Origin of the sequence: Hahella sp. NBU794 (genome assembly GCF_050749805.1) — a bacterium.
Taxonomy (GTDB): Bacteria; Pseudomonadota; Gammaproteobacteria; order Pseudomonadales; family Oleiphilaceae; genus Hahella.
The window spans coordinates 6,767,269-6,782,699 of record NZ_CP192738.1; the positions used below are offsets into that span (position 1 = coordinate 6,767,269).

The window sequence follows — 15,431 nt, forward strand, 5'->3', positions numbered from 1 at the left end:
CCTTAATTCAGTAGTCATTTCCACAAGTGTGAGCTTAACGAGGCCCCTAGCAGCATGCTGAAACTGCAATTCACCGATGGAAGCCGGGAGAGCATCTGGCTGGTAGAACCGCGCCTGAAAATAGGTAAGCATTCTTCCAACAACCTGATTCTCAACCAGCCGGACATCCAGGACTTTCATGCCGAGATACGTTTGCAGGAGGAACAGCTGTATCTGCTGAACCTCAGCCCCGACTATGTCGTGGGCGTTAACGGCAAAAAGGTGCAAAAAGCCGTAAAAATCAACGAAAACGATACCATCCAACTGGGAAAAGCCCACTTTAAAGTGGTGCATCCCGGAGCCGAGCATAAACCGAAACACGAAGCGCCGCAAAGCATCGCCCATAATGAATGGGGCCTGCAAACCAACGCCAGCTGGGCCAAGCAATCGTTTTACCCGATCGAAGACACCGTCATCATCGGCCGTGACGAACAGTGCGACATCACTGTGCCGGTGTCCCATTTGTCGCGTCAGCACGCCCAGTTGACTGTGGCGGGAAATTATATGTTGGTCAAGGATTTAGGTTCCACCAACGGTACTTACCTGAACGGCGAGCGCATTACCCAGGGACGCGCCAAACGAGGCGATCGTCTGCGTTTTGACGTCGTCACCTTTACCGTGACCGGGCCCGAAGATGACGGCGACCGCACCATCGTGCGTCCAGACGCGGTCGCGCAAGCGCCCTCTCCCGCGCCAACCGGTGAAGAAACCGTCGCCAATAATCCGCCGCCACGCCCAATGCGACCCGCTGCGCCGCCCAAAGCAGCCAGAAAACCGGCGCAAGAGAAACCTGCTCCCGCTCAGGAATTCGCAGCCAAAGCGGAATCCAAAAGCGGCTATCTGCTTTACACCGTCATCGGCTTCGCCGTGGTGTTCGGCGCCCTGTCAGCCTTTTTCCTGCTCCGGTAAGGATACCGGTCGGGGCATCCCCTGTTACATTTTGCTCATGGGATTTCCTCCACCTTGCCCCTATAATAGGCGGTCGCCCCAGAACAACCTGCACAGCCGTTACTGATGTCGAATCCAGACCGTTTTCAGCAGTTTTTTTCTACAGACTGCCCGCAATTCTTTCGTCCGCTGACCAGCAAATACCGCGAAATGATCGTGGAGTGCCTGCGTTTGCTGTATCAACGTTTCTACAGCAGCATGGCGGACTACGGCCACGCTCTGAAGCGAGAACAGATGGTGGAGATCTTCCAAACCGCCCTGACTCGCGCGCCGGAGCTGGAAACCGATGAAGACAGCGAAACCGAAGGGCGTTTCCGTACGGATCGCGACAAGGCCCTGTGGATTCTCAATACGCTGATTGACTACGGCTGGCTGGAAGTACAGGTTGACGAGGTTACGCTACAGTCCAGCTATCACTTTAGCCGTAAAGGGCGTTTGTTTACCCAGCCCTTTGTGGAGCTCAGCGGCGCGTCGGTGCGCACCCGTCACCGCAACACCCGCAATACCCGTAATGCGCTGCGGGCGTTTATTGAAGCCGGCGAAGTCCACGACCTGCTTGACGCCTACGAATACTCCGAGCGTATCATCAGCGACTTCACTGACATTATTACTGAGCTGGAAGACCGCAAGCGCCAGCTGGTGAAAGAAATTGAGATCACCGCGCTGATCAAACGAGCCAGCGATGAATTCTTCGACTTCATGGACAAACGCTTCCAGCCGGATTTGTCAGTGCGCCTGTCGGCGGACTCCGTGGAGAAACACCGGGACGAGATCATGTCCCAGGTGCGCCAGATTCGCAGGCTCCCCAAAGAGGCCAAGGCGCACGCCGAAGGCGAACTGCGCCGTCTGCTGCCGGATCGAGTGGTGGAGGGGCAATCCCTGCTCTGGCTGCTGTTGGATAACATAGAAATCCGACTCACCAACGCCTGCGATATCATGTTGCCTGCCCTGCGCAGCGCGCTACGTAACTTCACCCGACGCGCGGATATCATTATCCGTCAAATGAGCTATCTGGCCAGCCAGCGCCATAATGACATGGTGCAGATTTGCCAGGAGCTGACCGAGCTGCCGGCGGAAGAGCAACAGGCGCGTCTGGAGCGCGCAGGCGCCCTGATGGCCAATCTCAATGTGGGCCTTATCGACCCCAAACAGATCAGCCTGCGCGAAGGTCGCCGTAAGATTACTGTGGACAGCCGGGTGCTCAACGATGAGCCGCTGGATCAGGGCGCTCGTAAAGAGCTGTTCATACAACACGCGCTGGATCAGGCTTTCGTCATCAATGACGACCGTACCCGTCAGTATCTGATTCAGGCGCTGCGGGGCGGCCAACGCATCCAGACCAAACATCTGCCCATTAACGCCGCTCCCGATCTGTTGGCGGCGATGCATGCCGTGGAGCTGGGCTCCGTGTCAGGACTCTCCAGCGAATACGAGTTCGTGGTTGAGCCGACGGGCGATCTGGTCAGCAATGATTATTTACTCCAGGCGGATGATTTCATCATCGAAGTACGACCGAAAAAAGCGATGCAAGACACCTTATGATTCTGAGTCAATGCCTTGAAAATGAACTGTCCTCTGAAGGACTTCAGTTAACGGACTTCAGCGAGCTGGTGCTGCGTCTGCTGGATTACAGCATCATCTGCCGCGATGAAAGCCTGATCGAACAATCTTTGTATGATCGTTACCTGCGCATCGACAAGCTGGTGGACGATTATCTGTCCGTTCTCGGTGTGCGTCTGCTGCATGACCGTCAGTTCCAATATATCCGTGCGTATCCGCCGGGAGCGGAGGCGCCAGGTCTCGACGATGAGGTGGATCAGCCGTTCAACACCGGTTTGCGCGCGCGCCTGAATCAGCAGGAAATCGCCTTGATTCTGGTATTGCGCAGCCAGTACGACAAAGCCCTACGAGAGGGTCAGGTGGACGATCAGGGCGGCGTCACGCTCAGCTTTGAGGCGCTGTCCATCGCCATGAAGAACCTGCTGCAACGCACCCTGCCGGAGAATCTGACGGAACGCCGCCAGCTGCTGAAGCGCCTACGTCAGTTGCGTCTGTTGCAATTCAGCCAGGAAGACACGTTGGAAAGCGGCGAAAGCTGGGTCCGCATCCGTCCGCAAATCGTCAACTTCGTCAGCGATGAAGCGCTGTCTGCGTTGCGGGGAGAAGAGGCGCAGCAGAAAGACGCAGCGGCGTCCCCGGAAGAAAGCTAACCGGCGGAAGCTGGCCCAAGGACGGAATAAATAAGGCGGCGTCCACTATCAGTGATTTGAGAGCACCATGTTTCTAAAGAAATGCATCTACGTTAACTGGGGCAACATCCCCAACAGCGAATTCGATTTCGGCCCCATTAATCTGCTTTCCGGGGGCAACGGTTCCGGTAAAACCACGTCGGCGGACGCCATTCAGACGGTGATGACCGCCGCCCACGATTACCTGTTCACCTACAACCCAGGCCAGGATGAAACTACCCAACGGGGTCGCGGCGGCAAGCAGGTGCGTACGCTGTCTTCCTATGTACTCGGTTGCGACGATGGCAGCTTCGCCCGTCTGGAGCCCACCGAAGGCTATATCGCCGCCTGTTTTCATCCAACGACAGGCGAGTCCGCCGAGCCCTTCACCGCCCTTATCTGTTGCCGCGCCCACATCGATCAGGCTGGCTCGCAACGGGTGGCGCGCCAGGACGACCTGTTCTTCCTGATATTGCCGGGGGCGGAAATCAGTCTATCCGACCTGCAGGGCGAAGACGCCAGCGGCGACAAATTCGTCATGCCCATGGACAAGATCGTGGCGCGCCTGCGCAAGAAATTCGAAGTGGAGAAGTACGATACCAAGAAAGGCTATCTAAAACGCCTTTACGGCATTCTGCGCGGCAAATCTCACGAGGTGCCGGAGCGTGAGGCGATGAACGCCGCTCGCGCATTCTCCCGTTTCATGGCCTATAAGCCAGTGAAAAGCATCAATGATTTCGTTGCCAATGAAATCTTGGAAAAGAAAGACCTGGGCGAAGCGATCCGCTCCGTCTCCGATCTGCTCAAAACTATCCACGGTATGGAGAGCGACGCGTCCCGCCTCAAGAACGCCATTCGCATTCTGAGCGACGCCACGGGCTACGGCGAGAGCTATATTCAACGCTGGATCGATTTGAACGTCTGGCAATACGTCGCCGCGCGCCACCAGTATCTGACGGATCAGGAAGCCTATCTCACCGCCAAGAAGCAGCAGAAGTCCCTGCAGGATGAGAAAGTTTCCAACCAGCAGGAGCGCGATACGCTGGAAGCCCGCCACGACCAGATCGAGGGCCGTCTGCTTGAGCTGACCGCCAAACGCATGGGCCATCAGCCGCTGCAGCAGAAAGACGAGCTGGAGAAGCTGATCGCCGCCAATGGCCGCGCCCTGCACGAACAAGCGCCGGGGCTGCTGGAGCAGAATCATCGTCTGGACGCCATCTTTCAGGCCACCAATAACATCATCAACCTGATGAAGAACCAGAATATCCTGGATGACGTACCGCGTCTGGGGCATAAGGATGTCTGGGCGGGAGCCCTGGAGTTCAGCCAACTGAAACAACACGGTCAGGTGGATTTCGCCGCCCTGCTGGGACGCGACTGGGTGGATATCTCCCCCCTCGAAAGCCACCTCGATCAGGCGTTATTAATTCAACAGAAAGCCAACCAGTGGCAGCGCCAGTGGCACGATGGAGAAATCAGCGCCGACGGCGTCAGCTTGCGTGACCAAGTCAGTCGCGCCCTGCACCGACGCGAGAGCCTGAATCAGAAGCTGGAGCAGCAACGCCATCAGAAACAGGCGGAAATCGAAAGCCTGGAGACGCGTCAGGTCACTTATCCTTACCACGTAAAAACAGCGTTAGAGGCGATTCGCCGGGAGTGCCCCGAGGCGGACCCCCGAGTGCTCTGCGATTACGTCGAAATCAAAGACCCCAAATGGCAAAACGCCATCGAAGGCTATGTCGGCGGCGGACGCTTCTCGATTCTGGTGGAGCCGGAATACGAAGCCCGCGCCACCCGCATCCTGCGCTCCTTGAAAGGCGGCGGACAGGCGCGCGTGATCCAGGGTGAGAAAGCCCGCCGCGATTGCGAGCGCATGAATCTGGACAAAGATTCCATTATCCATGTCATGGAGTTCAGCCACGCCACCGCGCGCTACTACATCACCGCCAGCTACGGCAACGTGCTACGGGTGCGTTCGGAGGAAGAGTTGCGGATGACCCGTCGCGGCGTCACCGCCAACGGCCTGGGTTCGGGCTCTTACAGCATGTTTCGTTGTGACGTGGCCGACAGTGAGCTGGTATTTGGACAGGAGGCGCGGGAACGCGCTCTGGACGCAAAGAGAGAAGAGCTGCAGCAAATCCGCATCGAGCACCAACGCGCTGGCGAGCAGTGGCAGGAATTGTCCAATCTGCTGCGCGCCGCGGATCAGATCAAGCCGCTGTCCTACGCCGACCGCCTGAAAGCCATGCTCGATATCCACCGGGAACTACGCGAAGCGGAAGATCGCCTGGCCCACCTGGACCTGGCCGACTTCGAGCAACTGGAACAAGAGCTGGAGCAACTCAAGCAACAGGACAAAGAACTCAAGCAACGTATTGAGGTTCTTCTTAAGCGGGAAGGCAGTCTGCAAACCGAGCTGGCGCAGAAGGCGGATCTCTGTAAGGCGCTCAGCGAACGCAAAGACGCCTCGGAAACCAAACAGGACGAAAAAGAAGAGTCCCTGCGCTCAATCGCGTCCCTGTGGCCGAATTTCGATAGTGAAGCGCGCCTGCAGGAGGCGGATCAATGTGCGGAAAGCATCCGTTCCGATCAGTTGTATCTGGAGTTGCAGGATACTCAATCCAACATTGAAAGCCTGGCGCGACAGTTCGAGAACAAGTTGATCGAGCACAACCAGTCGAGCAATCCGCTGGATCAGATCGCCTATCTGCCCGACTATGACCAGATGCATAACCGAGCATTCTTCAGCCGCATCTGTGAAGTCAGCCGGGAAATCGACAAAATACGCAACCGCCTGAAAAACAACATCCTGGTGGAGAAACAAGAGAAGCTGGCGCAGTTGAAACTGGCGTTCAACAACACCTTCGTCACCCATCTCTGCCACGCCATCTATCAGGCCATCAATGACGGCAAGAAGATCCTGGAGGACATGAACCGGGAGCTGGAGCACCATCGTTTCGGCGCCGACCGCGAATCCTTCCGCTTCGACTGGACGTGGGTGCCGGAATTCAAGGAATACTGGGATTTCTTCAAGGAAATCATCGCCCTGCCCAATCTCGGCGAAGGTGCCACGTTGTTTGACGCGGAGTTGTCGAAGAAAGCCTCGCAAGTGCGCGACCGCATGATGGCGATGTTGCTGTCCGACGACGAGCAAAAAGCGATGCGCGAGCTTGAACGCATCTCAGATTATCGCAACTACCGCAATTACGAGATTTATAAGGAGCCGCAAGGCAAACAACCGATTCCGTTGTCGCAATACGGTACCGGCAGCGGCGGCCAGTTGGAGACCCCGGCCTACATCATCCGCTCGGCGGCGATCACCTCCGCATTCCGCTTCAACGAAGGCGACAGTCATCTGCGTATGGTGCTGGTGGACGAAGCCTTCTCGAAAATGGACGAAACCCGCTCCCGCGAGGTCATCAACTATCTGACCCAGACTTTGGGCCTGCAGCTGGTATTCATTATGCCCACCAGCAAATCCGGCCCCTTCATGGACCTGATCAGTAACCAGTTCGTGTTCACCAAATGCCCTACCACCCGCCCGGTTGGCGAACTGCAAACCCGCGTTCTGGTGGACAGGCAAAAGTGCAACCAGGAAAAAATCGCCGAACTCTGGGCCAACCACCGCAAACAAATCCGCCACCAGTTCGCTCTGGATTTTATGGAGGAGTTTGGTTGAAGACGTTTTAACTTACGATTTCAACATGCCAGCCGAGGGCTCCGGCCCTCGTGCTTCAGCTATCTATTCCTACGTCACGACGCTACCAATAACTATAGCCGTGAATTTCACGGAAATTGCTCCATACTTAGAGACAACACTGGGTTCAATGAGTTTTGGAGACGCACATGGACAGTCGATCTTGGCTCTTTGGGATTCACCTCCTCACCGCACTGTCGCTATCCCTGGCCGCACTTTCGACGCAGGCCGCCGGACGCATTTTCGGCATCGCCGGCAAGAGCGTGGAGGACATCAATTTCATCAACGCCTGGAAGGGATGTGAAGAAGAGGCCCGCCTCAATGACGACACCTGTATTCACATTGGAGAAGTCGGTCCCGCACATTTTCGCACTCAAGACCGTGTGTTGTTGGAGGCGATGGATCGACGCATTGACGGCATTGCCGTTTCCGTCACCAATTCTGAATACCTCGCTGCAAGTTCTTTACGAGCTGCTTCAGAACGCGGCATTCCCATCATTACCTTTGATTCCGATCTGGAAAAACCTCACGACAACTTGCGTAGCGCTTACGTGGGACCCGACAACCTTGGCTTTGGACGCAATCTCGCCACTCAGGCCATGCGTCTGCGACCGCAAGGCGGCGCTGTTTGTCTGATGAGCGGCGGCCCTTACAACCCAAACCTTAACGCGCGCTTGCTGGGCGTGCGGCAGGTGCTTAGCGGAGATGACGCCTTTCCCGCTGACCGCAAACTCACTGGCGAAAACGGATGGCATGAGCCTGTTCGCTGTCCTTGGTACAACTGGGATAAATACGATCGCGCCCTGCTGCAAATGCGGGAGGCGATCTATAACAAGGAGATCAATGTATTCCTCTCCGTCGGCTCATGGCCTCAGATCGACCTCAATCTTTACCGGGAAGTCATGATGCCGGCGAAGGCTGAGTATCTTGATTCGCTCAACAAGATAGTTGTCATAGGCATAGGCACGCCACTGCCTGAACAGCTGGATCAGTTGAGTGAGAAGCTCGTCCACGCCTTTGTTTCCATTGATTTCGAGGAAATGGGACGGATCAGTTACCGCTATCTGAAAAAGCTCTCAGAGGGAGAGCGTGTTCCCGAAATCACTTATACGGAAAACCGCATCTACCGTTGGGACGATCCCGCCATTATGGAAAGACGCGTCACCAAGGAGTGAGCTGTATAGATTTCAACGCACTTATTCGCCGCATGCCTTGCAAGGGCGGATTGATCACGTCCGCCCTCCGCTTACCGCCTCCTTTCCAGCTGCATAAGCAGTCCGTTACATTCCGACTTATACAGCGCTTTCTCTCTGATTCTATTTGATATTTTTCCGATAAAACGACCTAACGCCCCTAGGGTTTGCCCCAGGCTACTTCCGCTGTTTGCGTCCGTTACACTAACCGGCTCCCCTCTTTTCCAAATGACGCATATAGAGTTCCAGCAGACGTAGGTGATAGATATGGACGGAGTAGTACTTGATATCAATCATAACAACCGTGAAGGCGTGTTGAGATGTCATCAAGGCAGCCGTTACGCCTTCAGCCTGGCTGAGTGGAAAAGTCAGGAAGCGCCGCGACGGGGAGACAAAGTGGACTTCCTTCCTCTGGGCACGCTAGCGACGGAAATCTATTTCCTGGAAAGGGCCGCCACACCAGAGCCAACGCCTGCGCCAAACGCTTCAGCTCAGACAGCAACGCCTTCCCCCACCGCGCACGCTTCCCCGATGTCTCAACCACAGTCGAGTGAACGCGTCAACGCCAACCCGGCATCAGGCAAGGCCACGTTTTCCCACACCTCTGGCCTGGCGGTGACCAGCTTTATATTCAGCCTCATCGGCCTGTTCTTCTTTGGCTCCCTGATAGCGATTATCTGTGGACATATCGCGCTCCATAAAATTCGGGAAAGCGCTGGCGTACTGACCGGCGCGGGGCTGGCTATCACTGGCTTGGTGTTGGGTTATCTTGGCCTGTTAGGCACTGTCCTATGGATTGGTTATCAGGCGTACCATCAACAGCTCTGATACTCATCTGCTTTCTGTAGCAATCTTTCATTCTGGCGCTCATCACTTACGACCCCCGCGCGTGCTCCTGCTTCCGATTAAACCAATCAATCGGAAGCATAGTTATGATTACCTTTTTAAATAATGAGAATCATTCTAATCTAGCCATAACAAACAAACGGCTACCGTGGTACGGAGGAGTCAGACATGGTTAAAACGTTCACCTTCGCCATCATCCATTTCAGCGTCGCCTTCACTGTAGGGTACCTGTTAACCGGCGACCTCATCGTCGGGGGCGCTATCGCATTAGTGGAGCCACTGTGCAACACTGTAGCCTATTTCTTTCATGAAAAGGCCTGGGAACGGTTCGGCCGGTTATCCAAGCCCGCCTCCTCTCCCGATGCAGCAGTACATGGAGCCGGCGCCGCAAGCGGTTAACCTTCCTTCCCGACCAGGCGGATCAAGGAGGCGCCATGAACAGTTTTAACACACTCTCCGATTTATCCGTCGGAGACCGCAGCTACCGCATCCATCTACTAAGTTCGATGCCGGCGGAATACAAAGTCGAACGGCTGCCTTACTCCATCAAGATCCTGCTGGAGAATCTGTTGCGGCGAGAAGACGGCTATAGCATCACAAAAGATGACATCGCCGCTCTCGCGCAATGGGACGCCAGCGCTCAACCCAGCGCGCAGGTTGCGTTCACGCCGGCGCGGGTTGTCTTACAGGATTTCACTGGCGTTCCAGTGGTGGTGGATCTGGCAGCCATGCGCGACGCGATGATGAGTCTCGGCGGCGACCCCAGGTTGATCAATCCCCTCGAACCCGTTGATCTGGTCATCGACCACTCTGTGATGGTCGACTATTTCGGCGACCAGGACGCCCTGGCGCGCAACACTCAGATAGAATTCGAACGCAATGAGGAACGTTACAAGTTTCTGCGTTGGGGACAAAAAGCGTTTTCCAATTTCAGGGTAGTCCCTCCCGGCACCGGTATCGTGCACCAAGTGAACCTGGAATATCTGGGGCAGGTGGTGATGCAAAAAGAAATCGATGGTGAATGGTTCGCCTACCCTGACACCCTGGTCGGCACTGACTCTCACACCACCATGATTAATGGTCTCGGCGTATTGGGCTGGGGTGTTGGTGGCATTGAAGCGGAAGCCGCCATGCTGGGGCAGCCGGTCAGCATGCTGGCGCCGGAAGTCGTGGGCTTTAAATTCACCGGCAAGCTCGCCGAAGGCGCGACCGCCACAGACCTCGTTCTCACTGTCACGCAAATGCTGCGCAAGAAAGGCGTGGTAGGAAAGTTCGTCGAGTTTTACGGCGATGGTCTCGACCACCTGCCCTTAGCGGACCGCGCCACCATCGCCAATATGGCTCCGGAATACGGCGCCACCTGCGGCATCTTCCCTGTGGATAAAGAAACCTTAGCCTATCTCAAGCTTTCCGGCAGAGAGGACAGCCTGATCAATCTGGTGGAAACCTACGCCAAAGCCCAGGGCCTATGGCGGGAAACAGGCGATAGTCCAGCGCAATACAGTGATACTTTGACACTGGATCTGGGCTCAGTCACACCCAGTCTGGCCGGTCCCAAACGTCCACAGGACCGCGTCGCGCTCTTCGACGCCAAAGTCTCTTTTGAAAGCACCTTGCAGGATTATCTGGACCTGAGTTCCGCTTCCGACAACGAATCGACAGAAGAGCGCAACGGCGATTCTCATCAACTCCTGCACGGAGACGTCGTGATCGCCGCCATCACCTCTTGCACCAATACCTCTAACCCGGCTGTCATGCTGGCGGCAGGGCTCGTGGCGAGAAATGCGCAGCAGCGGGGGTTGACCGTCAAACCCTGGGTGAAAACCTCCCTCGCTCCCGGTTCTCAGGTCGTACCGGCTTATCTCAAGGCGGCGGAGCTCATGGATGATCTGGAAGCCCTCGGCTTCAATCTGGTTGGATTTGGTTGCACCACCTGCATCGGTAATTCCGGTCCACTGCCGGAGGCGATTCAAAGCGCCATCCGCAAAGACAAACTCATGGTGGCGTCCGTGCTATCCGGTAACCGCAACTTCGAAGGCCGCATACATCCAGAGGTGCGCGCCAACTATCTGGCTTCGCCGCCGTTAGTGGTGGCCTATGCCCTGGCCGGCTCCATGCGTATGGATATTTACAAAGATCCTCTTGGCCAGGACAAGAATGGTGAGGATGTCTACCTGAAGGATATTTGGCCTTCGCAAAAAGAGGTCGCCGACCTTATCGCCGCCACAGTTTCTTCAGAGCGTTATCGCAGCCAATATGCGGATGTTTTTACTGGGACTGACGCCTGGCGCGCACTGCCGGTTCCAGAGGGTAAAACCTATGATTGGCCCGACTCCAGCTACATCAAGAAACCACCGTTCTTTAACGGAATGACCTTATCGCCGCCCGCTCTGCCGAAAATCGAACAAGCGCGGACCTTGGTGAAAGTTGGCGACTCCATTACCACCGACCATATTTCTCCTGCCGGCTCCATCGGCCCGGATAGCCCCGCCGGAAAATATTTACTCGAATGCGGCGTCGAGCAACGAGATTTCAACAGTCTCGGCAGCCGCCGCGGCAATCATGAAGTGATGATGCGCGGCACCTTCGCCAATGTCAGATTACGCAACCAACTGGCGCCGGGAACAGAAGGCGGCTGGACCACACACTGGCCCAGCGGAGAAGTCGTCAGTATCTTCGACGCCGCCTCACGCTACCGGGAGAATGGGACTCCGCTGATTGTCATCGCCGGAAAAGAATATGGCTCCGGCTCAAGTCGCGATTGGGCCGCCAAAGGGGTCAGTTTGCTTGGCGTACGAACGGTGCTGGCGGAAAGCTATGAACGAATTCACCGTTCCAATTTGGTTGGCTTCGGCGTTTTACCTCTCCAGTTCAAGCCCGGCGAATCAGCGCAGACATTGAACCTCGATGGAGAAGAAACTTACTCCTTCGGTTCTCTGGAAGATTCACCCAAATCAATTACTGTCACTGCCGTAGATAAAGAAGGTTCGAAGAAGACTTTCGACATGGACGTACGCATTGATACGCCAACCGAGTGGGATTACTACCGCCATGGGGGAATTCTGCAATATGTGGTGCGAGACTTGGCGAGCAAGTCGACGTCCTGAAGCTCAAGCCACGTTCAAGTCGCGTTAAGAGATTATCCAGGCCGCACGGCGAGGTCGCGGCGGCCTGCTTGGTCGTTCGCTTCTCCATGCTCTTGTTTTCGAACACTTAATAGCCAGTTTAAAAAATATTGATAACTTGATGTTTTTATATCATATTCATACAAGTGTTATTTACCGCGTCTTTATGGCCATAGCACTATTCCCTAACGCTGAGAGAGGCGGCATCACAGTTAAGCTCGCCTGTTAAGTCTGGGAAGTTTTACTCAAAACCAACACTCAGCATGACCAAGTACGGTGAACATGACCACCAAGAAAACATCTCCGGAGTTTGAGCGACAGCTGTTTCGCATGGTGCGGGAAGCTAGGTGTATCGGGCGCTCTAATGGAGTTTTCAAAGTCGGCCCTGAATTCTCCACGAAACGAATTGAAAATGTGTTAAGCCGGCTGGGATACAGCTTCGCCTCACACCGCTCAGAGAAAGAAGACGGCGTTTACTGGGAGCTTTGCCTGATGGTTCCAGAGATTCTGGAAGAAAGAATTATCCCGACGCATTTGCGTTCAATGTAACAAAGCGTCGAAAAAGGAGCGAGTACTTCATGGGCGCTAACGCAGTAGCGCACTCTCGCGAAAATGGAAAGGGAGTTTTTGAGCTAACTCCTGGTTCAGGCCGACGTCTCCGCCGGCCTATTCCATCGGTTAGATCGATTACGCTTGAGAAGATCTCCTGCGCATCGACAAACCGAGCATGCCCAAACCTAGCAGTGCGAATACTCCCGGCTCGGGAACTTCGCTGGTCTCAGCTGCGTCTTTGTCCTTACCGGCGACTCCTGTGAAAAAGAGTTCGTCCAGACTGTAAGTTTCAAACAGCGCAGCGAATGAGCCTTCCAGGAACTTGATCGAAGAGAAGCCTTGGTCCAGGGCGAAGCCCCAGAAAGTGCCGCTCAACGTCGGAGCCATTTCTTCGACAACCTTGCTGCCGTCCAGCAGCTCAATTTCCATCTTGATGCCAGTCCCCTCTCCTCCGGGGCCCGCCAAGTCCCAAATGCCGCCAAAAGAGGTGGCGCCGCCTTCAAAAGTGAAAACGGTGGGCGCATAGGTGTCGCTAACACGGTCATAGAACTTCCCGCCGCTGACCGTGGAGTGGCTCCATCCTGAAGAAATACTTAGTCCTGAGGTTAACGCGTCCCGGTCAAAACTTTCGACCTCATAGGCTCCTGTTGTTAACGCCCAAGCAGCTTGATCCGTGTAAATGTCTACAATGGCGGCTTGAGCAGACCCTACAAAGGCCACTGCACTACTTGCTAGAAACAATGCATTAATAACCTTGTGCATGGTTACTCCTTATAATTTTGATTTTGGAGTTACCCGAAAGGCACAAAGTATTCCCTGGTTTAAAAATATAATAAAAAACATATCGTTATATTTTTAACCAATATAAAAGTATATTTTCTCAGTAAAGTTAGTGGACACGGCCTTTAGATATAGGCCTGACAAAATTTGATCAGCCGTTCACTTCGCATTTAAATAAACACAAAAAAGATATAGACCTTAAGAAATAGTCCCGATATTTTCATGAAGAACATGCATAGACTTTTGAGACTATTCTTTAGGAACTATATTTAGGCTTTTATTCAATCATTCCTTTAAGAACAGATAAAAAACCCACAAAGATAACAATGCATCACATAATTTGGCCGAGATTATCGCCGATTAAACATACAGTTATTCTCTGATGAGATTTCGCGGGAATAACGACCCAATAATCGTCAGTATTTTTTACACTTGCAGTTTGCGCACTAAAAACAAGTTCCTCTCGCCTTTTAACCTGCGATTCTAATCACAAAATCAGCAGTTAAATGGGGAAGCTGCCGCGATTTTTCCCTCATTGGAAGCCTTGGCGACGATGGCGCTCAGCGAATAACAGGTCAAACCATGTCCAATGCAACAGGGAATCTGCGCAGATTTTCATCCAACGACTTTATCCGCTCCGGGCTATCGCCTCGGAAGTAACAGTAGAGTCTAGGCGTTCTATCCGCGTTATCGCCTTCTAATTGATAAGGATTGCGAGAGGTCCCCTGGGGTGCGGAGAGGTAATCGCTGATGGCGTACAAATAGTGCTGGTTCAACAGATGTCCCCAGGCGTCGATATCCGTACGCAGGTAGAGGGGGCCGTCAATATCAATGATGGATGAACCGGATTCCCGCAATGGCGAGATGACGCCAAGGCGGGCGACCAGATCATACTGATTGGCGAAGTTTTCGATATAAGGCAGCGCGGTAACGCCACCGCCCATCTCAATGGGCATGTTTACTTTGGCGATATAGGTCATGGTATTGGCGCAATTGGCGAAGCTGTATACCTCAAGCTTCTTGAGCAATTTAATGGCGTAGGCGTTAAAGCCGCTCTTATCCATGAGGCCAAACTGATCCGGCGTAAGATGCGCCAACGCCAAACGGTCAATAAGCTCCAGGTTCGCCCAATCATTGCATTCCGGGTTGTCTTTCAGTTTCTGCAACGCTTTCAAAGCCCGACTGATTGCGCGCAACACATTGGCTGCGATGATGGTTCCCTGTGAATGGCAGAGTAGCACCACCCGCTCCAGCGCCGGATTTTTCATCGCCTCCAGCAATGCTATCGTCGCCTTAACGTCTGGTTCAGTCATGGTTTGCGGAATCTCCAGATCCGGATCGATCTTGAAGCTTTTTCCGACGGCGCACTGAAACAAATCCAAGAGAAACGAGCTGGTCTGGTTGTGGATAACCGTCACCGGGCGCTGAAACATCTGGCTGATCAGCTGCGAGTTAAGCTCTGCAATGGCCTTATTGGTCAGAATACCATTGAGGAAAAACCAGCGCTCGTGACTGAATGAGGTGACGGAGTCAAACGGGTCCGCCTGCTGAAAGTAGCCGCTTGGACGCCAGAACAGTCGGTTGACGAAGGGCGGAAGAAAGGTCCGCGCCCATTTGTTGGGCAGATGGGAATAGGCGGGGATATTGGCGTCCGCCAGAAATCCGAGCGTACGCTTTAAACGCCAGAGGTCGAGTATGGTGTATTCCGACAACTCACGATGCGGCGGCGGCCAGCTTGAAATTGGCCCAAAGATGGATTGCAGATAGAACGGCGGAAACATGTTCAGCGCGCCGCGCACCACCTTGGCCAGATTGCTCCAGGCGTTTTCTTCAGGAAAGGGGAGAAAGTTGGGTTCGGTATAGCCGGAATCCGGTTCGGCTTTACTGATTACGGGGCTGATTGTTGTCGCGGCCATCACACACTCCCTGCGTCTGGTTGAGCTTTCTTAAGCGTAGTCCCGCTTCGCGGCGGCGCCAAACCGGCGTCCGCCGCACAGCTTGTCGACTCAGACTGGGTCTTCCC

At 54.5% G+C, this 15,431-nt stretch carries 11 protein-coding genes; 9 read left to right on the forward strand and 2 right to left on the reverse strand.

Annotation, left to right across the window (positions count from 1 at the left end; all coding sequences use genetic code 11):
* The first annotated feature begins 54 nt into the window (after window positions 1–54).
* The 9 genes from ACQYWX_RS29845 (at window position 55) to ACQYWX_RS29885 (ending at window position 12,625) form a co-directional block, all read left to right on the forward strand.
* Window positions 55–948 (forward strand): FHA domain-containing protein, encoded by an 894-nt coding sequence (locus ACQYWX_RS29845; protein ID WP_431687339.1) that lies wholly within the window; start codon window positions 55–57, stop codon window positions 946–948.
* A gap of 105 nt (window positions 949–1,053) precedes the next feature.
* Window positions 1,054–2,529 carry a Wadjet anti-phage system protein JetA family protein gene (locus ACQYWX_RS29850; protein ID WP_431687340.1) on the forward strand — a complete coding sequence of 492 codons (1,476 nt, stop codon included), beginning with the start codon at window positions 1,054–1,056 and terminating at the stop codon, window positions 2,527–2,529.
* Window positions 2,526–3,197, forward strand: a complete 672-nt coding sequence (locus ACQYWX_RS29855) for a DUF4194 domain-containing protein (RefSeq protein ID WP_431687341.1) — start codon at window positions 2,526–2,528, stop codon at window positions 3,195–3,197. Before ACQYWX_RS29850 ends, ACQYWX_RS29855 begins: the two co-directional genes overlap by 4 nt.
* Window positions 3,198–3,264: 67 nt before the next feature.
* A complete protein-coding gene (locus ACQYWX_RS29860; RefSeq protein WP_431687342.1) occupies window positions 3,265–6,894 on the forward strand; it encodes an ATP-binding protein in 3,630 nt (1,209 codons plus the stop codon).
* Window positions 6,895–7,061: 167 nt separating this feature from the next.
* On the forward strand, window positions 7,062–8,087 hold the full coding sequence (locus tag ACQYWX_RS29865; protein WP_431687343.1) for a substrate-binding domain-containing protein: 1,026 nt from the start codon (window positions 7,062–7,064) through the stop codon (window positions 8,085–8,087).
* Between the two features lie 285 nt (window positions 8,088–8,372).
* Window positions 8,373–8,933 (forward strand): DUF4190 domain-containing protein, encoded by a 561-nt coding sequence (locus ACQYWX_RS29870; RefSeq protein WP_431687344.1) that lies wholly within the window; start codon window positions 8,373–8,375, stop codon window positions 8,931–8,933.
* 186 nt (window positions 8,934–9,119) lie between these two features.
* Window positions 9,120–9,350, forward strand: a complete 231-nt coding sequence (locus tag ACQYWX_RS29875) for a DUF2061 domain-containing protein (protein WP_127974208.1) — start codon at window positions 9,120–9,122, stop codon at window positions 9,348–9,350.
* Between the two features lie 35 nt (window positions 9,351–9,385).
* Window positions 9,386–12,058 (forward strand): aconitate hydratase AcnA, encoded by a 2,673-nt coding sequence (gene acnA, locus ACQYWX_RS29880; RefSeq protein WP_431687345.1) that lies wholly within the window; start codon window positions 9,386–9,388, stop codon window positions 12,056–12,058.
* A gap of 300 nt (window positions 12,059–12,358) precedes the next feature.
* Window positions 12,359–12,625 (forward strand): hypothetical protein, encoded by a 267-nt coding sequence (locus ACQYWX_RS29885; protein WP_216736588.1) that lies wholly within the window; start codon window positions 12,359–12,361, stop codon window positions 12,623–12,625.
* Window positions 12,626–12,763: 138 nt separating this feature from the next.
* On the opposite strand, the gene ACQYWX_RS29890 is transcribed toward ACQYWX_RS29885, so the two are convergent.
* Together ACQYWX_RS29890 and ACQYWX_RS29895 are read right to left on the reverse strand one after the other, a co-directional pair.
* On the reverse strand, window positions 12,764–13,390 hold the full coding sequence (locus tag ACQYWX_RS29890) for a PEP-CTERM sorting domain-containing protein (RefSeq protein ID WP_216736589.1): 627 nt from the start codon (window positions 13,388–13,390) through the stop codon (window positions 12,764–12,766).
* Between the two features lie 593 nt (window positions 13,391–13,983).
* Window positions 13,984–15,324, reverse strand: a complete 1,341-nt coding sequence (locus tag ACQYWX_RS29895; protein ID WP_431687346.1) for a hypothetical protein — start codon at window positions 15,322–15,324, stop codon at window positions 13,984–13,986.
* Window positions 15,325–15,431 lie beyond the last annotated feature (107 nt).